21 protein-coding genes, 1 tRNA gene and 1 pseudogene are annotated in these 19963 nt (G+C 63.6%); 12 read left to right on the top strand and 11 right to left on the bottom strand.

Features of this window, described 5'->3' with window-relative positions; all coding sequences use genetic code 11:
* Positions 1 to 18: 18 nt before the first annotated feature.
* From CFE35_RS18325 to CFE35_RS18335, 3 genes are read right to left on the bottom strand one after another with little or no spacing between them, the layout of a single operon-like run.
* Entirely contained in the window at positions 19 to 669 is a 651-nt protein-coding gene (locus CFE35_RS18325; protein WP_292932809.1) for a nuclear transport factor 2 family protein, read from the bottom strand.
* On the bottom strand, positions 666 to 1634 hold the full coding sequence (locus CFE35_RS18330) for a fumarylacetoacetate hydrolase family protein (RefSeq protein WP_292932810.1): 969 nt from the start codon (positions 1632 to 1634) through the stop codon (positions 666 to 668). Before CFE35_RS18330 ends, CFE35_RS18325 begins: the two co-directional genes overlap by 4 nt.
* Before the next feature lie 10 nt (positions 1635 to 1644).
* Positions 1645 to 3888 (bottom strand): TonB-dependent receptor, encoded by a 2244-nt coding sequence (locus tag CFE35_RS18335; RefSeq protein ID WP_292932812.1) that lies wholly within the window; start codon positions 3886 to 3888, stop codon positions 1645 to 1647.
* 89 nt (positions 3889 to 3977) lie between these two features.
* Here CFE35_RS18335 and CFE35_RS18340 point away from each other — a divergent pair, with 89 nt between their 5' ends.
* Positions 3978 to 4835, top strand: coding sequence for an alpha/beta hydrolase (locus CFE35_RS18340; protein ID WP_292932814.1), 858 nt, complete (start codon positions 3978 to 3980; stop codon positions 4833 to 4835).
* Between the two features lie 10 nt (positions 4836 to 4845).
* Here CFE35_RS18340 and CFE35_RS18345 read toward each other — a convergent pair whose 3' ends face one another.
* Positions 4846 to 5394 carry a TetR/AcrR family transcriptional regulator gene (locus CFE35_RS18345; protein ID WP_292932816.1) on the bottom strand — a complete coding sequence of 183 codons (549 nt, stop codon included), beginning with the start codon at positions 5392 to 5394 and terminating at the stop codon, positions 4846 to 4848.
* A 187-nt stretch (positions 5395 to 5581) separates the two neighbouring features.
* Here CFE35_RS18345 and CFE35_RS18350 point away from each other — a divergent pair, with 187 nt between their 5' ends.
* From CFE35_RS18350 to CFE35_RS18360, 3 genes are all read left to right on the top strand, one after another.
* Positions 5582 to 7108, top strand: a complete 1527-nt coding sequence (locus CFE35_RS18350) for an AMP-binding protein (protein ID WP_292932818.1) — start codon at positions 5582 to 5584, stop codon at positions 7106 to 7108.
* Positions 7109 to 7709: 601 nt separating this feature from the next.
* Complete coding sequence (locus CFE35_RS18355) at positions 7710 to 7865, top strand: hypothetical protein (protein WP_292932820.1); 156 nt, start codon at positions 7710 to 7712, stop codon at positions 7863 to 7865.
* Positions 7866 to 7978: 113 nt separating this feature from the next.
* The gene (locus CFE35_RS18360) at positions 7979 to 8134 is read left to right on the top strand and encodes a helix-turn-helix domain-containing protein (protein ID WP_366557161.1); all 156 of its coding nucleotides are present in this window, start codon (positions 7979 to 7981) and stop codon (positions 8132 to 8134) included.
* A 7-nt stretch (positions 8135 to 8141) separates the two neighbouring features.
* Here the strand turns inward: CFE35_RS18360 and CFE35_RS18365 are convergent.
* Both CFE35_RS18365 and CFE35_RS18370 read right to left on the bottom strand, forming a co-directional pair.
* A pseudogene (locus tag CFE35_RS18365) lies at positions 8142 to 9380 on the bottom strand (integrase arm-type DNA-binding domain-containing protein).
* Between the two features lie 196 nt (positions 9381 to 9576).
* Positions 9577 to 9650 (bottom strand) — tRNA-Gly (locus tag CFE35_RS18370).
* A 126-nt stretch (positions 9651 to 9776) separates the two neighbouring features.
* Here CFE35_RS18370 and CFE35_RS18375 point away from each other — a divergent pair.
* A complete protein-coding gene (locus tag CFE35_RS18375) occupies positions 9777 to 11906 on the top strand; it encodes an acetate--CoA ligase family protein (protein WP_292932822.1) in 2130 nt (709 codons plus the stop codon).
* Between the two features lie 122 nt (positions 11907 to 12028).
* The gene (locus tag CFE35_RS18380; RefSeq protein ID WP_292932824.1) at positions 12029 to 12574 is read left to right on the top strand and encodes a hypothetical protein; all 546 of its coding nucleotides are present in this window, start codon (positions 12029 to 12031) and stop codon (positions 12572 to 12574) included.
* A gap of 15 nt (positions 12575 to 12589) precedes the next feature.
* On the opposite strand, the gene CFE35_RS18385 is transcribed toward CFE35_RS18380, so the two are convergent.
* Genes CFE35_RS18385 through CFE35_RS18395 form a run of 3 tightly spaced genes read right to left on the bottom strand, consistent with a single transcriptional unit; the run spans position 12590 to position 14878 of the window.
* Complete coding sequence (locus CFE35_RS18385) at positions 12590 to 13393, bottom strand: GDSL-type esterase/lipase family protein (RefSeq protein WP_292932825.1); 804 nt, start codon at positions 13391 to 13393, stop codon at positions 12590 to 12592.
* Positions 13393 to 14622: an aminotransferase class I/II-fold pyridoxal phosphate-dependent enzyme gene (locus CFE35_RS18390; protein WP_292932827.1), complete on the bottom strand. Its 1230-nt coding sequence runs from the start codon at positions 14620 to 14622 to the stop codon at positions 13393 to 13395. Before CFE35_RS18390 ends, CFE35_RS18385 begins: the two co-directional genes overlap by 1 nt.
* 4 nt (positions 14623 to 14626) lie before the next feature.
* The gene (locus CFE35_RS18395) at positions 14627 to 14878 is read right to left on the bottom strand and encodes an acyl carrier protein (protein WP_292932829.1); all 252 of its coding nucleotides are present in this window, start codon (positions 14876 to 14878) and stop codon (positions 14627 to 14629) included.
* A gap of 100 nt (positions 14879 to 14978) precedes the next feature.
* Between CFE35_RS18395 and CFE35_RS18400 the strand changes: the two genes are divergently transcribed.
* A complete protein-coding gene (locus CFE35_RS18400) occupies positions 14979 to 15611 on the top strand; it encodes a Pycsar system effector family protein (protein WP_366557162.1) in 633 nt (210 codons plus the stop codon).
* Between the two features lie 20 nt (positions 15612 to 15631).
* On the opposite strand, the gene CFE35_RS18405 is transcribed toward CFE35_RS18400, so the two are convergent.
* Positions 15632 to 15994: a response regulator gene (locus CFE35_RS18405; RefSeq protein WP_292932831.1), complete on the bottom strand. Its 363-nt coding sequence runs from the start codon at positions 15992 to 15994 to the stop codon at positions 15632 to 15634.
* A 125-nt stretch (positions 15995 to 16119) separates the two neighbouring features.
* Between CFE35_RS18405 and CFE35_RS18410 the strand changes: the two genes are divergently transcribed.
* The 5 genes from CFE35_RS18410 to CFE35_RS18430 are packed head-to-tail and all read left to right on the top strand — an operon-like array spanning position 16120 to position 19322.
* Positions 16120 to 16323: a DUF3572 family protein gene (locus tag CFE35_RS18410; protein WP_292932832.1), complete on the top strand. Its 204-nt coding sequence runs from the start codon at positions 16120 to 16122 to the stop codon at positions 16321 to 16323.
* Entirely contained in the window at positions 16323 to 16958 is a 636-nt protein-coding gene (locus CFE35_RS18415; protein ID WP_292932834.1) for an HAD family hydrolase, read from the top strand. Before CFE35_RS18410 ends, CFE35_RS18415 begins: the two co-directional genes overlap by 1 nt.
* Before the next feature lie 6 nt (positions 16959 to 16964).
* Positions 16965 to 17432: a RidA family protein gene (locus CFE35_RS18420; protein WP_292932836.1), complete on the top strand. Its 468-nt coding sequence runs from the start codon at positions 16965 to 16967 to the stop codon at positions 17430 to 17432.
* The gene (locus CFE35_RS18425; RefSeq protein ID WP_292932838.1) at positions 17404 to 18195 is read left to right on the top strand and encodes a glycerophosphodiester phosphodiesterase family protein; all 792 of its coding nucleotides are present in this window, start codon (positions 17404 to 17406) and stop codon (positions 18193 to 18195) included. The genes CFE35_RS18420 and CFE35_RS18425 overlap by 29 nt, the downstream gene beginning before the upstream one ends.
* Positions 18192 to 19322, top strand: coding sequence for a GNAT family N-acetyltransferase (locus tag CFE35_RS18430; protein WP_292932840.1), 1131 nt, complete (start codon positions 18192 to 18194; stop codon positions 19320 to 19322). Before CFE35_RS18425 ends, CFE35_RS18430 begins: the two co-directional genes overlap by 4 nt.
* Positions 19323 to 19436: 114 nt before the next feature.
* Here CFE35_RS18430 and CFE35_RS18435 read toward each other — a convergent pair.
* Positions 19437 to 19963, bottom strand: a 527-nt coding sequence (locus tag CFE35_RS18435) for a hypothetical protein (RefSeq protein WP_292932842.1), incomplete at its 5' end; no start/stop codon positions are given.

Consider the following 19963-nt stretch of genomic DNA (forward strand, 5'->3'; position numbering starts at 1 on the left):
GCGCTCAGGCTTTCGCGCCTAGAGGATCTGCTCGAGCGCGTAGAACGGCGACCAGAGGTCTTCGATCGGCGTCCGGTCGTGTACCAGTGTCTGCAGATCGAACCCGGCAAAGACCGGATCGTTCGGCTTTCGTCCACCGCGCATGGTGTTGTTGTTATCGCTGGCAGGTTGGCCCGGCAGCATGACGGCGCGCATGTCCTTGGTGCGCAGCAGCCGGTCCATGTCACCCACAATGGTGCGGCAAAGGATCCGCCATTCCCCGCCGCGCTTCTCGAAGATGTCGAGGTAGCGGCCCTGGTGCCAGTAATCGAGGAAGTCCCCGTCCGGCTTCTTGAGGCGGTGGACCACCGACCACTGGCTTTCGCAGAACGCGCGGTCACCCTTGAGGTCGATGATCGTGTTGGTGATCGCGTGGATGCTGGCTTCGGCCTGCTGGAGGATCGGGATAACGTAATCGCCGAAAGCCTGACCGTTGCCGCCGAAAAAACCGTGGTCGTCGTAACCGTCTTCCCAGTAGCAGTCCTTGAAGGCCTGCTGGTCGCAGCGGTCGGCGCCGCGGCAATAGCGGTGGATCACTTCGCGGATCGCTTCCTTGTCGCGCAGAGCGGTGAGCTCGCTCTCGAGCGCATCGAGCCGGGCCGAAAGCTGGGCTGTAAGGCTGTCACTCATACCTGATCCTCTCGTTTGGCTGCGAACACCCTGTTGCGCAGCACGCCGATTCCTTCGATTTCAAGTTCGATGACATCGCCATCTGCGAGCAGCTTGCCTGCCTCAAGCCCGCACCCGCCGCCGACCGTACCCGATCCCAGGATTTCCCCGGCGTGGAGGGTTTCGGAGGTGCTGATGAAGGCGATCAGATCCTCGAACTTGACCGTCATCGAACTGCAGTTGCCGACCGAACGGACTTCTCGGTTCACGCGCACGGTCATTGCGGCATTGTCGGGATAGAACTCGTCGATCGTGACGATCCACGGCCCGAGCGCGTTCGCGCCATCAAAATCCTTCGACTTCGATGGCCCCAGGCCGCTTTCCATCTCCGGTCCTTGCGTGTCGCGGGCGCTGAAATCGTTGAAGATCGTGAACCCGAAAATGTGGGCACGCGCCTCTTCACGCGGAATGTTGCGCCCGGCCTTGCCGATCACGCAGGCCATTTCGAGCTCGTAGTCCATGAGCTGCGAATAGGCCGGCCAGTTCACATCGGTGTCAGGCCCGGTCACGGCCATGCGGTTGGCCTTGTAGTAGATCGGCCGAAGGTTGAAGATCTCGTGCATCTTGCGCGACCGCTCGGAAGGCTCGGTACGGCCCTGCAGCCGCATCGCCGCCTGCGAAGAGCCCACCAGATGCTCTTCGAAGCACATGCAGTCGCGCATCTGCACGGGCCGGGGCAGCGGCGCGAGCAGCTTTGCTTGGGAAATCGGCATAGCTTCGCCTGCAAAGCTGGCGATAGCAGTGCTGATCATCGCAAGACAATCTGCACCGCCTTCAATCACGTTCTGCATCGAGCTGGCCGAACGCGGGTCAAAGCCCGCGCCCGACAGCGCCGTTGCCAGATCGACGAGGGTGCTACCATCGCCAGTGACCACGCCGACCCGGGGCGCGGTGTCTTCTGGTGTCGTGTAAGTGGCCAGTTTCATGTTCGGTGCCTCAGAAGTCGTACGAGACCCGGGCCCCGAAGGTACGCGGCTCGGCCCAGATGCCGCGCTGGGCGTTGCCGGTGCTGTTCAGGACCTGGCGGCGATAGCGCTCATCGGTGAGGTTGCGCCCCCAGATGCCCACCGTCCAGTTTCCATTCTTGAGATTGACCGAGGCGTCCCACAGGCCGAGTGCGCGTTCGCTCGATTGCGGATCGACCGCATTGTTGTCCGCCTCGAAGAAGATCGAGCTGCGATAGGCGTAGCCGATCCGGCTGGTGAGCTGGCCGATGCCCGTCTTGGTCTCGAAGTTCAGCCCGAGCGAGAGCGTGTGTTGCGGAGCGCGCTGCATGCGGTTCCCGCTGAAATCGAGCGTGGGATTGAACACGTAGTTCTTGAACTTCGCGTCGAGGTAGCCGTAGCTGAAATCAAGCGACCACTGGCTGGTGAACGCCGCGCGGCCCTCGATCTCGAAGCCGCCGATGCGGCTGTTGGCCGCATTGGCGATCACCACTTGCGCAAAGCCCCCGCCGATGGGCACAAGCCGCAGTTGCTGGAGATTGCGATAGTCCATAGTGAACACCGCCATGTTCAGGCGAAGGTGGCGGTTCAGCAGGGTGGAGCGCAGGCCTGCCTCGAACGAGTCCACCGATTCAGGATTGGCGACCTGCTGGGCCACGCCTGGCGAGATCGCGATGAACTGGAATGCGCCCGACTTGAAGCCCGAGGTATAGGACACATAGGCCAGCACGTCGTCGGCGACCTTGTAGCTCAGCGAGGCTGACGGATCGAACGAGTGCCATTTGCGCGCGATTGTCGTGTTGTAGTTCGAGACGACAATCGGCACCGTGGTTTTCGTATCGAAAACAACGTCCTTTTCATCCCAGCTGTAGCGACCGCCGAGCGTGAGCGAGAGCTTCGGGATCGGTTCCCACTGCGCCTGCCCGAAGAGGGCATAGGACTTGGCCTGAAGTCCGACCCCGAAATCCCACACTAGCGGCGCGGGCTGGACGAGGAACGAGAGCAGCGCAGCGGGGCCGAAGTCGATGGCCTCGGTCCGGGTCACGTTTTCCTTGGAATAGAACGCACCGGCCAGCAGCTTGAACGTGTCGGAACTGTAGTTCAGCCGCAGTTCCTGCGAGAACTGCTTGCTGCTCTCGTTGGCGCGGTAGACCTCGAAAGGCAGCGTGGTCCCGTCAAGATCGTCGCGCTCGTTGAGCTTCAGTTTACGCAGCGCGGTGATCGAAGTCAGCTCGAATGACCCGAACGGCACGTTGAGCTGTGCCGAGCCGCCATAGGTCTCCTTTACGATCCCCTGTTTCTGAACGTCGGACGCGGGATGATAGGGATCGACCGGGTCTGCAGGGGTGACATAGCCCGGCGCGACAAAGCCCGGGTTGGGGGCCGTACCGTTCAGTCCATTGGGAACGAGGATCAGCGGCGGACCATCGAAATGCGAATAATCGGCAGAGAGGCGCAGGGTGGCATCGCCCAGCTTGGCCATGAGTTTCCCCCGGCCGGACCAGTTGTCCTCACTGCCACCGCGAACATTCGCAACACTGACCGGCTGGTAGCCTGCGCGGTAGCGCCGCGCGACAGAGAGCGAGCCGCGCACGTCGTCGCCCGCGATCGGGCCGCTGATCGAAGCGCCGAGCGAATAGAGCCAGTCCCCCTTGATGGCGCTGGCGCCCAGTTCGCTGGTCAGATGCGCCTGCAGGGTAGAGGTCGGATCGCGGGTTACGACCGAAATCGCCCCGCCGATGGTGTTGCGGCCATAGAGCGAGCCTTGCGGGCCCCGCAGCAATTCGACCCGCTGGACATCGATCAGGTCCATGTCGAGCGCGCCGAAGCGGCCAAGGTAGACCCCGTCGACGAACACGCCGACTGAGGAATCGCTGCCCGCGTCGTAGGAGCGCGTGCCGACGCCGCGAATGTAGATCTGCGGTTTGGAGCGATCCGCCGCTTCGAAGAACACGTTGCCGCTGAGGCGCGCGACGTCATTGAGTTCGGTATAGCCGGCGTTCTCAAGATCCTTGCCCGCGACCGCCGATATCGACATCGGCACGTTCTGCAGCGATTCCGACTGCTTGCGGGCCGTCACCACGATATCGGCGATGCCGGACGTTTGGGGATCGGCGGCTGGAGCCGGGCTGTTGCTTTGCGCCAAGGCAGGCTGCGCCGCAGAAACGGCCGCGATGGCACAGGACGTGAGCCAAACGGCGCGGCGCAACGCAGCTGTGATATGAGTCCCCGGCATCCTATCCTCCCTCTTTTATCCGCGCCTTGAACGACTCATTCAGGTGCGGTACTAAATTAGGTACATTAGTACCGTATGGAGGTCAAGCAATGCCAAGTCCCGCCCTGACTGCCTTCAACGCGGAGGTGCGCGCGACCCGGCGTGCCTTGCTGAGCAGCGACTATGATCCCGTCCAAATGCGCCAGATGCTGGCGAGTATGGATGCGGTCGGGCCCGGCCCGGATTGCCGTCTGCTGGGCTATGCCACGCTTGAACTGCGGCGCGCGGCGGGTGCCGGGCTGCTGGTCTATGTCCCCGGCGGGGGCTTCTGCTTTCCGGGCGGCGATGCGAACCGTGGACTGCTCGACCGGGTTTGTGGAGCTGCCGGCGCGCGAGGGGCCATGCTGCAACATCGGCTGGCGCCCGAGCATCCTTTCCCGGCAGCGCACGACGACGTGTTCAATGCGCTGCGCGTGATCCTCGCCGAAGAAACCGGCCCGGTCTTCGTGCTATGCGATTCCTCCGCGGGCGCGCTGGTGCTGTGCGCCTGCGCCCGGCTGAAGCGCGAAGGGCACCGGCTGCCGGACAAGCTGGTCGGCCTATCCGTCCTGACTGACCTTGCTATGACCGGCCGCTCAAACGTAACGAATGCTGAGGCCGATCCGATGTTTGGCCCTGAGGCTGTGATCCACAAAGCGTTCCACTACCTGCAAGGGGCCAACCCCGCGCAGCCTTCAGTCTCGCCGTTGTGGGATGAACCAATTTCGTTGCCGGATTGCCTGTTCCTGGTCGGCAGCACCGAGGTCATGCGCGATGACACCGTGCGCTATGCTGCGAAAGCCGAAAGCGCGGGGACACGGGTGCAGGTCAGTGTTTATGACGAGGCGCCGCATGTATTCCCGCTGCTGCCCGGCATTCCCGAAGCCGATGAGGCCCTAGCCGAGATCGCCGCCTTCCTGCGGGCTTGACCTGCGCCGGTCAGTCGCCCGAATTCTGGAACAAGCCCGTCGTCAGGATCTGGAACAGCTCCTCAAACGCCTGGCTGAAGCCGACACCGGATCGTTCGAGCATCGAGGGCTCGTTGATCCGGTTGACGGCCGCGAGGAAAATCTCCGCCACCAGCGCGGAGTGAAAGGCTTTGAACTTCCCCCGACGGATACCGTCCTCGACGATCTCCATCAGCACATTGGTGCGCTGGGTTTGATGGGCTTCGAGCAGGGCCAGCGCCGGGCGATAGCTTTGCAGATCGGCGAGGAACTGGCGGCTTGCGGGCCGGGATTCGATTACGCCGGGCTCCAGATACGCCATCACGCGCTGCTTGGGATCATCGTGCTGAAGCGCACCCTGCCAACCCAGGTGCCGAATCCGATCAAGCCACGTTTCGATCACGAGGACGAAGAGTTCCTGCTTGCTCGGCGCGATCTCATAAAGCGTGCGCTTCGAGCATTTCAGCTGCGCGGCGATCTCGTCGACCGTAATCGTGCGAAAGCCCTTGGCGAAAAACAGCGCCTCCAGATCGGCCAGCAATTCCTTCTGCCGATCAGAGTTATTCCCGAGAGACTGCGCGTGTCTTGGTGCCATCGCTATTTTTGCCGCCAGAGGTTGTGACGGCGGGATACCCGCTCACCCGCTCCATGCCAACCGTCGCCTTCAAACTTTACAGGTACTGTCGTACCGTTTATCGTACCGCTCTTTGGAACTGGTGAGAGAATCCATGGGCGACGTCCTGAAGGCCCCGACTTCCGCGCAGCTGCTCCTGGCCTCACTCCAGCGCCACGCTGCTAGGTCGGCGATCACTGTAGCCGGGCAAAGTTGGACTTATGCCCAGATCGACGCGCTGTCTGATCGTCTCGCCGCCTATCTGGCCGGTATGGGCGTCGGCCCTGGGGTGGCGGTGGCGGTCCATCTGCGCAACAGCTGCGAATATGTCGTCAGCGAGTTCGCGATCCTCAAGCTCGCTGCGATCCGGGTGCCGCTCAATGAGCAGATGGGGGTGCCCGAGCTGGGCTACTGTCTCGCGCATAGCGGTGCGCAGGTCCTCATCACTCACGCCGATCTGCCCCGCGCGAACGACCTGAAGGCCCAACCCTTCATGATCGTGGTGGGTGCCGCGCCGGATCAGCCGCTTGATAAGGGGCACGCGCATTGGTCCGATGCGATGACCGAGCACGCCGCGTTCGAACCGCTCACCGCTGATGCCGAAGATACCGCGATCATCGCCTATACTGGTGGCACCACCGGTCGACCCAAAGGTGTCCGACACACGTACGGCCGCATGGCCTGGAACCTGTTCGCACACATCAACTGCCTTGAAATCCGCGCCGAGGAGGTGATGCTGCTCACCACCCCGCTGCCGCATTCGTCTGGCTACCACATGGTCGCCGCGTTCCTGCAGGGGGCCCATGTCGTCATCGAAAGCCGCTTCGATCCGCAGCGGTTCTTCGAACTGTGCCGCGACCTGGGCGTGAGCTGGACCATGATGGTTCCGACCATGCTCTACCGCCTGCTCGATCATCCGGCGGCGGGCACTGCCGATCATCGTTCGCTGCGCACGATCGTTTATGGCGCAGCCCCGATCAATCGCGAGCGGCTTGAGGAAGGGCTGCGCAAGTTCGGCAAGGTCTTCCTGCAGATCTACGGCCAGACCGAATGCCCCAACCTGATCACCACGCTCAGCAAGGACGATCACACCAATCCCGATCTCCTCGCCTCGTGCGGACGCGCTGTGCCGCTTGTCGAACTCCGTCTGCAGGCTGACGCTTCCGGCGCAGGCGAGGTCGAGGTCCGCTCGCCCTATCTGCTTGTCGAATATCTCGGCGATCCGGCAGCGACCAGCGAGGCGCTGCAGGACGGCTGGCTGAAGACCGGCGACCTTGCACGGCTGGAAGGCGGCTATCTGTTCCTCGTCGATCGCGCCAAGGACATGATCATCACCGGCGGCATGAACGTCTACTCGACCGAGGTCGAAGGCGCGCTGCGCCAGCACCCGGCTGTGCGCGAAGCGGCGGTTGTCGGGATTCCCCACCCCGATTGGGGCGAGGCGGTGACGGCGGTGCTGATTGCCGAAGAAGGAGCCGTGGCTGAGGATATCCGTCAGTTCGCAAAAGCCCAGCTATCGGCCTACAAGGTGCCCAAGACCGTCCACATTGTTTCGGAGCTGCCACTGACTCAGTACGGCAAGATCGACAAGCGACGCATCCGAGCGCAGTTGATCGAGGATGCTCGCAGCCTGTGGGGATAAGACCCGCAAGTCCTAAAGTACTGCTGCGATTTCAATCCGCCTGCCAGTCCGCGTCCGGCCAAACCTAAGTCAGTCAGCGATGGCGTACGTGCATGGCTGGAGCGTCTGCTCTTGCCGAAAGCCATCATTCAATCGGGGAACCTGGAACGGCGGCTAAGTCCAAGTCCCAAGTACCGTCATGTCTGCTGGTCATTTGAGGGAGGCTCGTGCGGGGGGGGGGCATCGAATCTTTCACGAAGTAGGCAGGCCCACGCCTGGGGCAGCCCAAGGATCCTCCAGTGCGGCGTTCCCTGACCCAATTGATTGCCGCACTTAGGCTTCAAACAACATCCGCCAAGAGGAAAAAGAGGGCACACCCTACGCGACTTGTCGCAGGCTATAAGTATATGCAATATAAGTACAAAAAGAGAAAATGCACCCTTCGTCGCTTTCCCGTCAGTCTGACTTGCGGCCCTCAAACACAGGTCGGTTCTCCGAAGGGCAGGGCTAACTGCATGAAATGCGCTGCAATTGATGTTCTTGATTAGCTTGAACCGGCAGTGTGGTCTGCCCCTCGCTCTCCTAGGGTGATCAGGCTCCTTCGTTTGAAGGAATCTGCAAGATGTTACGACCCAAATGCATCCAGACCTACGTTTCGGATGAGTTCAATGCCTTCGTGCGCATTGCTATTTCGGCATGCGCCCATGCTCTGAGTGAGCTGGTGCTCGCGGACTGCATCGGCGTGGTGGCAGCCTCGGACGGGGAGGCGGCACGATAATCCGTCGTACCGCTAATGCTGCCCCGCCCATTGCTGAACAATTGGGTCTGCCGTTCGACGAGCGTCCAAAGGCTGCGACCCCACTAGTGGTTCCTGCGCCCGACCCACTAACGGTGCGCATCGCCGAGGCGGTCCGACTAACCGGCCTATGCCGATCAAAGATCTACGAACTGATCGCTTCGGGCGATATCGAGACGGTGAAGGTCGGCCGATGCACTCTGATCCCCATGGCGAGCCTGCGAGCGCTTGTCGCGCAGGCGACGAGGTAGCTGGCGTTCAGGCAACAGCTGCCAGCCGGCGCCGCATCGACTTGTGGTTCACCGTGCCCTTCAGCGTGTCGAGATAGTCGGACCACCACTGCGCCATCTCGACCCGCTCCCTCCAGTGCGTGCCGCGATGATAGGCGGCGCGCACCTTGTCCTTGTCGCCATGCGCCAGGGCGCGCTCGATGGCATCGGATGACCATTTGCCCGATTCGTTGAGCAGAGTGCTGGCCATCGCGCAGAAGCCGTGGCCAGTCATTTCGTGGGTGGTGTAACCAAGCCGGCGAAGTCCGCCATTGAGCGTGTTTTCGCTCATCGGCCGAGCGCGGGTACGGACCGAAGGGAACACAAAGCCATTGGGACCGGTCACGTATCGCAGGTCTTTGAGCAGTTCAACGACCTGCCTCGACAGCGGCACATGGTGAGGTTTGCGCATTTTCATTTTCTCAGCAGGGATCGTCCATACACATTCGTCGAGATCGATCTCGCTCCACAAGGCGTGGCGCAGCTCGCCGGGCCGAACGAAGACGTGGGCCGCGAACAGCAGGGCCTGCTTGGTGATGCCAAACCCCTAGTAGGAGTCGATAGCCCGCAGGAGCTCGCCAACCTTCTCCGGCTCAGTGATCGCGCCGTAATGTGTAACCCTCGGCGTCAGGAGCGCACCGCGCAGATCGCGTGTCGGATCGGATGTGATCCGCGCTGTTGCGACGCCATAGCGGAAGACGGCCCCGGCCAGCTGAAGTGTCCTGCGCGCGCTTTCCAGATTGCCCTTGCGTTCAATCCGCCGGACCGCCTCCAACACATCGATTGGGGCGATATCGGTAATCGGCAATTTGCCGATCAAACCATCGAGCAGGCTCAGCAGGTATTCGCAGCGCGCGGCCGTGGCAGGCGCCCATGTACCTGAACCGTCACGTTTGCGCTTCGAGCAGTATTCCTCGGCGACCAGAGTGAAGGTGCAACCCGCCATCACTTCGGCGTGCTGGCGGGCCTTGACCTTCCCGCGCGAAGGATCGAGCCCGGCGTAGAGCTGCACGCGAGCCGTGTCGCGGCGCCGACGCGCTTCGCTCAGACTGATTTCAGGGTAGGGGCCAATCGAGAGCTTCTTTTCGATCCCGAGGTGGCGGTACTTGTGCCGCCAGAGTTTGCTGCCGTTCGGCTGGACCTGAAGATAGAGTCCGCCGCTATCGCCCATTTTATAAGGCTTGGCCCTCGGCTTGGCATTTCGGACTGCAGCGTCAGAAAGCGGCATCGCATCACGTCCTTCGTCCGGGGGCCCCAACTTGGGGGCCTTCCACCTTGACGCTGGGGGCCCTGTCTTCTTCGAGGCCCCCAAATGGGCTGGAAGCAGGCAGAAAACGACGGCTCTCAGCGACCTGATGAACGCAAAAATACCGCTGATTTCTGCGGGTTTCAACGATGTCGGTGGATGCCGGTGGACAGGAAATTGGAGCGGGTAGCGGGAATCGAACCCGCCTAGCTAGCTTGGAAGGCTAGTGCATTACCACTATGCTATACCCGCGCTCGACGTTGGCTCTGCCACGATGCCCTCCTGCCCGTCAACCTCCTCTCCGTCCCCCTGTGCAGACTTGCCCTGCGCGGCCTCACCGGCTATTGTTATGTTTCATAACCTAAGCCGGAGAGCACCGTGTCCGATACCGCCAACCATGCCCTTGCACCGTCCGCGCTTGCGCGCTTGCTGCGCCCGCGTTCGGTGGCCGTGGTCGGCGCTTCGGACAAACCGGGCGCGCTCGGCACCACGCTGCTGTCAAATCTCGATGCCAATGGCTATGCGGGGGCGGTCTATCCGATCAATCCCAAGCGCGAGACTTTGGGGAGCCGCACCTGTCTGCCGGGGATCGAGGCGCTGCCGCTCGGCGTCGATGCTGCCGTTCTCGCCATTCCGCGCGCGGGTGTGCTCGATGCGGTGAAGGCGCTGGCCGAACGTCAGGTCGGCGGCGTGGTCATCTTTGCTGCCGGCTTTGCCGAAGGCGGGCCGGAAGGTCTTGCGGAACAGCACGAAATCGCGCGCATCGCCCGCGAAACCGGAATGGTCGTCGAGGGCCCCAATTGCCTCGGCCTCGTGAATTACGTCGATCGTATCCCCCTCACCTTCGTCGAAACCAATGCAAAGCCCCCTGCAGGCAAGAGGGCCATCGGCGTCGTCTCGCAATCGGGCGCAATGGCCGCCGTGCTGGGCACTGTGCTCCTAGCGCGGGACTGCGGCGTGTCGTACTCGGTTTCCACCGGCAACGAGGCCGCCAGCGGCGTCGAGGATTACGTCGATTGGCTGATCGACCAGCCCGACACGCACGTCATCGCGATGATCGTCGAGCAGTTCCGCAAGCCGGAGCGCTTCCTTGCCGCCGCCGCGCGCGCGGCCGCTGCGGGCAAGCCGATCGTGCTGCTCCACCCCGGCACCTCCAGCGCTGCGCGCGAATCCGCCGCGACGCACACTGGCGCGATGGCGGGCGATTATGCCCTGATGCGTGCCAAGGTTACCCGCGCCGGAGTGATCATGGCCGAAACGCTGGAAGAACTGGGCGACATCGCTGAAATCGCGCTGCGCTGCCCCGCTCTGCCTTCGGGCCAGACGGCAGTTCTCGGCGAATCCGGCGCGTTCAAGGCGCTCACGCTCGATCTGGCGGAATCGCTCGGCCTGCCGCTCGCGCCGCTGCATGATGCGGACTCGCCTGCGCTGCGCGCCGCGCTGCCGCAGTTCGTGCCGGTCAGCAATCCGCTCGACATCACCGCGCAGGGCCTTTCCGAACCGGCGATCTACACGCGCTGCCTCGAAGCCCTGCTGGGTGATCCGCGCGTCGGCACGGTACTGGCCGGGATTATCCAGGCCGAAGCGATCACCTGCGCCATCAAGTTCCCGCCGATCCTTGCTGCTGCAACCGCCAAACCGCTGACCAAGCCGCTGATCTTCGCCGGGCTGGATGAAGGTGCGGCGGTTCCGGCGGAACGCATCGCAGCGCTGCGGGCGGCGGGTATTCCGTGGTTCCCCACCACCGAACGCGCGCTTCGGGCCATCACGCGCCTCACGCAGTTCTCCGCGCGCGATACCACCACCAATGCTCAGGCGCCGCTGCCTGTGCCAGGCCTTGCCGCCGAAGCGGGCGTAATTCCTGAATACAAGGCCAAGGCCCTGCTCGGCCCGCTTGGCATTCCCTTCCCGGCTGGCCGGTTTGCCGCCAGCGCGGAGGAAGCCGTCGCGGCTGCCGAAGCGCTGGGCTATCCCGTGGCGATGAAGGCGCAGGCCGCCGCGCTCAGCCACAAGAGCGATGCGGGCGGGGTAATCCTGAATATCTCCGATGCCGCCGCCGTGCGCGCCGCATGGGAGCGGATGCATGCCAGCGTCGCCGCCTATTCCGCTGCCATCACGCTCGACGGCGTGCTGATCGAAGGCATGGGCGCGCGCGGCGTGGAAATGATCGTCGGCGCCAAGAACGATCCCGAATGGGGCCCGGTCCTGCTGGCGGGCTTCGGCGGCGTGACCGCGGAAATCCTCGGTGACGTGCGCCTGCTGGCCGCTGACATGACGGCGGAGGCCGTGGAAGCCGAACTGATGAAGCTGAAAAGCGCCGCCATCCTTTCCGGCTATCGCGGTGCCCCCGCGCTTGATGTGCCTGCGCTCGCGCAACTGATCGTCACCCTTGGCCGCGTGCTGCGCGCCGAACCATCGATCCGCGAAGTCGATCTCAACCCCGTGATCCTCCACCCGAAGGGACAAGGCGTCATCGCGCTCGATGCGCTGATGCTATTGGAAGGCTGAAACCGGAACCAGCTGGCGCGGGTGCCTCGCGCCAGCCGGTCTCGCCAGAGTGGTTTCAAACGGCGTTGCCGCCCGGCCTGCCTGTGCTAGCCTCCGCGCTGCCCCCGCAGGAGCCTGCCACGATGACGCCGACGATCCGATCTGCCCTGCTGTTCGCGGTGCTTCTGGGGGCTGGTCTTGCCGCTCCGCTCGCTGCGCAAGTTGGCACCATTCAGCAGCAGCAGCTGGAATCCTGCTTTCTCGGTGATCAGAACAGCCGGCTCGTCGGCCAGCACTTGTCGGGCGAAATTTATACGAACCGCGCTGTCGCGGCGCTCGAAGCGGGCGATTTCAAGCGCAGCCTGGCCATCCTGCGGCCCTACCGAATGACTGCGTCGATCACTGATCTCCTGATCTCGGGTATGGCGCACGCCGGGCTCGCCGAATACAGTGCCGCGCGCAAGGATTACGAGGGCGCGCTGCACAAGCGGCGCAATTTCACCGCCGCCCAGATTGCGCTAGCCGAGCTTGAGGCCGGGCATGGCGACAAGGCCGTGGCGCTCAAGCTGTTGCAGGATCTCACCGCCCGGCGCGATGCCTGCCACGGCACGTGCGCTGATGCGGCGGAGCTTGGCAGCGGGATCGATCGGATCAATGCCGTGCTGCTTCCCGTTGTGCCCGCACACTGAGCAGGGCACCACCGCTCAGCGCGGTGCGGCGGCTTTTTCCGCCTCGGCAATCGCCGCGCGGGTAATCGGCTCCATCAGCGCATAGCCCTTGGCGTTCGGATGGATGCCATCGGGCGCAATTTCGGGGTTCAAGCCGCCCTCGGCATTGGCCAGCGCGGCGTGGTAATCGGCATAGACTGCGCCCCTCGCCCGCGCCAGATCGCGCAGCCAGGCATTGAGCATGACAACTTGCTTCGCCGGGTTCAGCGCCGGCTTCCACGGAAACTTCGCGGCGGGCAGGATGCTGCCCAGCACCACGCCGATGCCATTGGCGCGCGCAATATCGACCATCGCCATCACGTGGTTCTGGTACATCGCCGGGCTGTTTGGCCCCGTGTTCCCGGCCAGATCATTGGTGCCGATCATGATGTGCACCACACGCGGGCGCAGCCGCACCACGTCCTGATAGAACCGCACCAGAATCTGCGGGCTGGTCTGCCCCCCGATCCCGCGCCCCACCGCGCCGCCTGCAAACAGCGCAGGCGCGAACGGCACCCAGTTCTCGGTGATCGAATCGCCGATGAACACGACGCGCGGGCTGGCGGCGAGCTGCTTGTCCGCCTCCTGATAGCGGCACTCCCAACCCCAGTCATTCTTGAGGACATAGGGATGGCCGAACCACAGCCCGCTCTGATCGGGACAGGGCTTGTCCATCATCCCGTCGCCCGGCGCAGTGACTGGCGGGGAGGGCGGGGGCCAGCTTGGCGCGGCGGGCTGGTTCTGCGCCAGTGCTGGACTTGCCAGAAGCGCGAGCGCCGCCAGAACCCCCTTGCCCTTCATCAGATGATCCCAACTGCCTTGCCGGCACGCTCGAACATACCAGTGATCACGGCCACCTGCTCTGCGGTATGCTCTGCGCAGAGCGAGCAGCGAAGCAGCGTCATGCCCGCAGGCGTAGCGGGCGGACGGGCGAGGTTCACATAGAGCCCCTCGCGCAGCAGCGCTTCCCACATCATCGCGCCGCGCTCCAGATCAGGCATGATCACCGCGATGATCGCGCTCTGCGGCTCTGCTGTGCCCAGCTTGAAACCAAGCTGCGTGAGCGCCTTGTGCAGCGTGCGCGAGTTTTCCCACAAGTGCGCGCGCTTGTTCCCGGCGTGCATCAGCTTGCGGATCGAGGTTGCCGCCGTCGCCACCACGCTCGGCGGCAGGCTCGCGGTGAACACGTAGGGACGGCAGACCAGCCGCATGATCTCGAACTTCGGGTGGTTCGAAACGCAGAAACCGCCCACAGTGCCGACCGACTTGGAGAACGTGCCGATCACGAAGTCGACATCGTCCAGCACGCCCTGGTCCTCGGCCACGCCGCGCCCGTTCGGCCCGATGAAGCCCATCGAATGCGCTTCATCCACTAGCACCATCGCGCCATGCGCCTTGGCCACGCGGATCATTTCCTTGAGCGGCGCGATATCGCCCAGCATCGAATAGACGCCTTCGAGCACGACGAGCTTGCCCGCACCTTCGGGAATGCGCTTGAGGCGCTTTCCCATCGCCTCGATATCGTTGTGTTTGAACGGCACCACTTCGGCGTCGCCCATCTTGCAGCCATCCCAGATCGAGGCGTGGCTATCGATATCGAGCACGATGTAATCGCCCTTGCCCGCGATCGTGCTGATGATGCCGAGGTTGGCCTGGTATCCGGTCGAGAACACCATGGCATGGTCCATGGCGTAGAATTCCTTCAGCGCCTCTTCCACCACGCGGTGGCCCGCATACGTGCCGTTGAGCACGCGGCTACCGGTGGTGCCCGCACCAAAATCATCCAGCGCCTGCTTGCCCGCCGCGATCACATCGGGGTCGAAGGTCATGCCCATGTAGTTGTAGGTGCCGAGCAGGATCGTCTCGCGCCCGCTGCAGATCGCGGTCGTGGGCGAGAGCACCTTTTCCATCACCAGGCTGAATGGATCGGTCACGCCCGTCGCCAGCAGCGAACGGCGCGTCTCGATCAGCGGATCGAACTTCGAGAAGAGGTCAGTCTGGGCCATTTCTGGCGGGGTCATGTCGTTCATGTGGTCAACCCTGCAACTTGGTCACGGCATCGATCAGCTGGCCGTAAGTCTCGATCTCGGCCTGCTGGTTCATGCTGATGATGATATCGAATTCGTCCTCGATCGCGGCCACGAAATCCATGACCGTGAGGCTGTCCCATTCCAGATCCCCGGCAAACGAGGTGGTTTCGCCGATGGCAACGGCGTTCTTGTTGAACGGTTCGATCACTTCGGCGATGCGGGCGGCGGTAGCGGCGCGATCCACGGAATTGGCCATCAGTCTATTCTCCATTGGTGAGGCGCCCTTGCCCCAAGAATGAGGCTGAAAAGCGGCCAGCCGTGCCGCTTGTCAAGCGCTGGGCCAATGTGGCACTTTCGTGAAGCCGTGCACGGGGTGCGGCCTCACGCCCGGGAGAGCGCAACTGGCCGATCCTATCCCCCCCATCGCACAACAGCCGGAACCGCCGAAGCCCACACCTTCGCCGCTTTCGCCCTCGGGCTATTCGAATCACGCGATCCACCTCGTCCGCACCGCGCAAAGCATCAATCTCGCGCTCAGCCAGATGGCGGATTCCAAGGCCTCGATCCTCATGGGCGCCACATTCGTGGTTTTCACCATCACCGTGGGGCAGGCCAAGAACGGCCACTTGCCCGCCGCCATGCTGGTTCTCGCAGCCTTCGCCTTCGCATCGGCGATGTGCGCGGTGATGGCGGTGTTGCCCTCGATCGGCCGCCCCTCGCCCGCCAGTCAGATCAATGCCCGGCCCAACAAGCTGTTCTTCGGCACGTTCACCGCGATGGACGAGGACGAATGGACCGAAAGCGTGCTGGCAGACTTGCGCGCGGACGAAACCGTGTTTCGCACCATGCTCCACGACATGTATCAGAACGGGCAGGTCCTCCAGCACAAGAAGTACCGCTACCTCGGCTATGCCTACCGCCTGTTCATGGCGGGCCTTACGCTCACGGTGGTGGTCTTCATGGCGGAAAACATGATCGCGCGGGCTTAGAAAATGGGGGGCGCCCCCCCCTAAACCAGCCCCCGCACCGCCACCATGAACGGCGCGATGGAAACCGGCTTGGCGAGATAGCCTTCTGCCCCCGCCTCGCGGATGCGTTCCTCGTCGCCCTTGCCGGCATAGGCGGTCACCGCCAGCACCGGGATCGGCCGCAGTTCCGGATCGCCCTTGAGGGCTTCGATCAGTTCCAGCCCCGAGATATTGGGCAGCTGGATATCCATGATGATCAGGTTGGGCACGAATTCCCTTGCGCGTACAAGCACATCGCGCCCATCGGCAAGCGGCTCCACGGCAAACCCGTTGGCCTTGAGCAAGTCGCAGAACAGCTTGCGGTTGAGGTCGTTGTCCTCGACAACCAGTATTCTTTTTGCCACTGAGCCCCGATACCTTGATGCCGTTCCAAACCCCTGCCTAGTCACCCCGGAAGGCCCTGACAATCGCCCGCGAATCTGCCTCCGCTCCTGATCCTGCTGCCACTGCGCTGCAGGCGCTCGGCTGGGTGCTGGGCGATGCCGCGCGCGCGGAACGGTTTCTTTCGCTTACCGGACTCACGCCCGATGAATTGCGCGGCGGACTGGGCGATCCGGCGGTGCAGGGCGCGGTGCTCGAATTTCTCTGCGGGCATGAGGCGGATCTGATTGCGGCGGCCGAAGCGCTGGGCCTGTCTCCGGCCCAGCTTGCCGCCACGCGGGAGAGATTGTGATGAACAAGCCGCTGGTCATCAGCGATTGCGATGAAGTGCTGCTGCACATGATCGCGCCCTACAAGGATTGGCTGGGCGAACAGCACGGCATCGATTTCGTGATGGAAAACAGCGATTTCAGCAAGGCCATGCGCTATGCCGGCACCGCTGATGCGGTTCCTCCGGCGGAAATCTGGCGCCTGCTCGGCCTGTTCTTCGATACCCAGATGCACCGTCAGCAGCCGATTTCCGGCGCGGTCGAAGGGATCAATGCGCTGGCGCAGCACGCCGATGTCGTGATCCTGACGAACCTCAACGATGAACGCCGCGATGCCCGCGCGCGCCAGCTCCTGGATGTCGGCATCAACGCCCGCGTCTTCACCAATCAGGGGCCGAAGGGGCCGGCGCTCAAGGCCATTCTCGATGAATACCAGCCCAGCCGCGCGGTGTTCATCGATGATCTGCCGCAGCACCACGGCTCGGTGATGGAGATCACGCCGCACGTCAGCCGCCTGCACCTCTGCGGCGAGCCGATGATCGCGCCGCATATCGATTGCGCGCATGTCAATGGCCACGCCCATGCCCGCATCGACGAGTGGGCGCACGCGCTGCCCTGGCTCATGGACCGCATAACCCAAGACGAATCCGGGGAGTGAAAGACGATGACTGATACCGCCGCCGCCAGGCTCGCCGAACTCGGCATCACCCTGCCCGTCCCCGCCGCACCCGTCGCCGCCTATGTCCCCACGGTCGAAGCGGGCGGCTTCCTCTATGTCTCGGGGCAGGTTTCGTTCGTCGATGGCGAACTGGTCAAAGGCCGGCTGGGCGAGAACGTCAGCCTCGAGGACGGTGTGATCGCCGCACGGGGCTGCGGGCTCATGCTGCTGGCGCAGGCGCAGGCCGCGCTTGGCTCGCTGGACCGGATCGCGCGCGTGGTGAAGCTGGGCGCGTTCATCGCCTCCACCCCCGATTTCACCGATCAGCCCAAGGTTGCCAATGGGGCATCCGAACTGATGGTCGCGGTGTTCGGCGATGCGGGCAAGCACAGCCGCAGCGCGGTCGGCGTGCCGGTTCTTCCTCTTGGCTGCGCAGTGGAAATTGATGCTGTATTTGCTCTCCTTCCTGCTTGATCGCCTGCTGGCACCTCCGCCACCGGCAGAGAAGGTGGCGTGGCTCAAGGGCGTTACCTATGCGCACCGTGGCCTCCACGGTCCCGGGCTTCCGGAGAACGCCCTCTCCGCCTTCACCGCCGCGATCGAGGCTGGGCTGGGCATCGAGTGCGATGTCCAACGCAGCAGCGATGGGCAGGCCATGGTGTTCCATGATTGGGAACTGCACCGGCTGACCGCAGAAACCGGTCTCGTCATCGAACGCAGCGCCGCCAAGCTCGCGCAGATCCGCATCATAGGCAACGATGAGGACACGATCCCCAGCCTGCGCCAGCTCCTCGATCTCGTCGCGGGCCGCGTGCCCTTGCTGATCGAGGTGAAGACGCGGCCTTCGACGCGCATTCCCGCCATCTGCCTTGCCGTGCGCCGCATGCTCGAAGGCTATCGCGGCCCGGTCGCGGTGATGAGCTTCGATCCGCGCGTCTCGCGCTGGTTCGCCCGCCATTCTGGCCACACCGTGCGCGGTCTGGTGATGATGGAAGAAGGCAGCCGCACGCTGTTTGCACGCACGCGGCGCCATATCATGCTGTGGCGCGCCCAGCCCGATTTCCTCGCTTATGACATCACCGATATGCCCAGCCGCTTCGCCGGTGCGCAGCAGAGGCGCGGCTTTCCGGTGCTCACCTGGACCGTCAATACCCCCGAACTGCTGGAGCGCGCGCTGAAGCACGGCGATGGCCCGATTGCGGAAAGCGCGGGGGTTCCGAAAGCGGCAAAGCCGTGAGCATTACCGCGCGCGTCCACCACGCTGTCGGCGAAATTCCTGCCACCGAATGGGACGCGCTCGCCGGAGATGGCAATCCTTTCACCAGCCACGCCTTCCTCTCGCTGCTGGAGGAATCGGGCAGCGTCGGGGGCCGCAGCGGCTGGTCCCCCCTGCCCTTGGTGATCGAGGATGCCGCCGGTGTCGCAGCGGCAGCGCTCCCTGCCTATCTCAAGGGCCACAGCCAGGGCGAATATGTGTTCGATCACAGCTGGGCCGATGCGTGGCACCGTGCGGGCGGGCAGTATTATCCCAAGCTCCAGATCAGCGTGCCCTTCACCCCAGCCACCGGCCCCCGTCTGCTGACCGGCGATCACCCGGCTTTGGGCATCCCGCTGCTGCGTGTCGCCGAACATATCTGCGAACAGAACAAGCTGTCGTCCGCCCACGCCACGTTCATCGAACCCGCGCAGCTCCCCCTGTTCGAGGAAGCCGGCTGGCTGCTGCGAACAGACACCCAGTTTCACTGGGACAACGCTGGCTATGCCACCTTCGATGATTTCCTTGGCGCGCTCTCCTCCGAAAAGCGCAAGAACCTGCGCAAGGAACGCGCCAAGGCGCAAGACGGCGTGGAAATCCGGGCGCTCAGGGGCGATGCCATCCTGCCCGAACACTGGGACGCGTTCTGGGTGTTCTATCAGGATACCGGCGCGCGCAAATGGGGCCGCCCCTATCTCACGCGCGAAGCCTTCACCCTGATGGGCGAGCGCATGGCAGACCGGATCCTGCTGGTCCTGGCCTATATCGGCGGGCAGCCGGTTGCAGGCGCGCTCAACTTCATCGGCGCCGAGGCGCTCTATGGCCGCTATTGGGGTGCGGTGGTGGACAAGCCCTTCCTCCACTTCGAACTCTGCTATTATCAGGCCATCGACGCCGCCATCGCGCTGGGGCTGAGCCGTGTGGAAGCGGGCGCGCAAGGCCAGCACAAACTGGCGCGCGGCTACAAGCCGGTGCCGACATGGTCGGCGCACTACATCACCGATCCCGGCTTCCGCAGCGCCGTGGCGGATTTCGTCGAACGCGAACGGCAAGGCGTCGCGCAAGAGCAGCTCTGGCTGGGTGAACGAACGCCCTTCCGCAAAGGCTAGGGCACTTTTCTGCACCCGCAGCTTCCGGCATTGTCACTGCCCCTGTGAACAAGCGCGAGGGCGGCTTGCCATGTCCAGCGCAGTTTTGCTCAGGATAGTGTCAACCTTGTGCGCTCAGAGCGGCGTCAATACGACCTCATCGAGGCGGATCGGGGTGCGGGGGGGGAGCCAGAAGACAAGGCGCTGCGCCTGGCATGTGCGGTCAACTGTGAAATCCTGGGTCCACATTCCGGGCTTGCCCGTCACGGCCATGCCGCCGACCGCCCTGCTGAGATTGGCTGTGCAGTCCAGCGTAACCTGCAATGCGCGCGCCTTGGCGGCATCCGTATCCGGGGTGTTCCATGTCAGTCGGTAGTTGCCGGGCTTGAGGACGACGAGCTGGCTCAGGACTGGAAGCGTCCGGGGCGCAGAGACTTCGATGTCGAGCTGGCGATTGCCTGCGCTGTCATTTGTCGGCACGACATCGACATCGCCCCGGCTTGAAAGTTGCCAGTCGAACCCTCTGGTTGCCACTGTTGTATCGAGCTGGTCAAATCCGCCGTCGAAGGCGAGCGAGTTCGAGGTTGAGCAGTTCCCGCGCCACACGGCTTGCGCTTCTGGCAGCATGTTGCTGTCGATCAGCTTCTGCGTAATGTTCGCGG

Source organism: Novosphingobium sp. PASSN1 (assembly GCF_002278815.1).

What these genes read in the sequence shown, in the direction of transcription:
- CFE35_RS18390 (WP_292932827.1), bottom strand. Translation starts at nt 14,622, where the DNA reads ATGAACGACATGACCCCGCCAGAAATGGCCCAGACTGACCTCTTCTCG.
- CFE35_RS18415 (WP_292932834.1), top strand. Translation starts at nt 16,323, where the DNA reads ATGAACAAGCCGCTGGTCATCAGCGATTGCGATGAAGTGCTGCTGCAC.
- CFE35_RS18340 (WP_292932814.1), top strand. Translation starts at nt 3,978, where the DNA reads ATGCCAAGTCCCGCCCTGACTGCCTTCAACGCGGAGGTGCGCGCGACC.
- CFE35_RS18380 (WP_292932824.1), top strand. Translation starts at nt 12,029, where the DNA reads ATGACGCCGACGATCCGATCTGCCCTGCTGTTCGCGGTGCTTCTGGGG.
- CFE35_RS18330 (WP_292932810.1), bottom strand. Translation starts at nt 1,634, where the DNA reads ATGAAACTGGCCACTTACACGACACCAGAAGACACCGCGCCCCGGGTC.
- CFE35_RS18335 (WP_292932812.1), bottom strand. Translation starts at nt 3,888, where the DNA reads ATGCCGGGGACTCATATCACAGCTGCGTTGCGCCGCGCCGTTTGGCTC.
- CFE35_RS18425 (WP_292932838.1), top strand. Translation starts at nt 17,404, where the DNA reads ATGCTGTATTTGCTCTCCTTCCTGCTTGATCGCCTGCTGGCACCTCCG.
- CFE35_RS18420 (WP_292932836.1), top strand. Translation starts at nt 16,965, where the DNA reads ATGACTGATACCGCCGCCGCCAGGCTCGCCGAACTCGGCATCACCCTG.
- CFE35_RS18385 (WP_292932825.1), bottom strand. Translation starts at nt 13,393, where the DNA reads ATGAAGGGCAAGGGGGTTCTGGCGGCGCTCGCGCTTCTGGCAAGTCCA.
- CFE35_RS18395 (WP_292932829.1), bottom strand. Translation starts at nt 14,878, where the DNA reads ATGGCCAATTCCGTGGATCGCGCCGCTACCGCCGCCCGCATCGCCGAA.
- CFE35_RS18325 (WP_292932809.1), bottom strand. Translation starts at nt 669, where the DNA reads ATGAGTGACAGCCTTACAGCCCAGCTTTCGGCCCGGCTCGATGCGCTC.
- CFE35_RS18350 (WP_292932818.1), top strand. Translation starts at nt 5,582, where the DNA reads ATGGGCGACGTCCTGAAGGCCCCGACTTCCGCGCAGCTGCTCCTGGCC.
- CFE35_RS18355 (WP_292932820.1), top strand. Translation starts at nt 7,710, where the DNA reads ATGTTACGACCCAAATGCATCCAGACCTACGTTTCGGATGAGTTCAAT.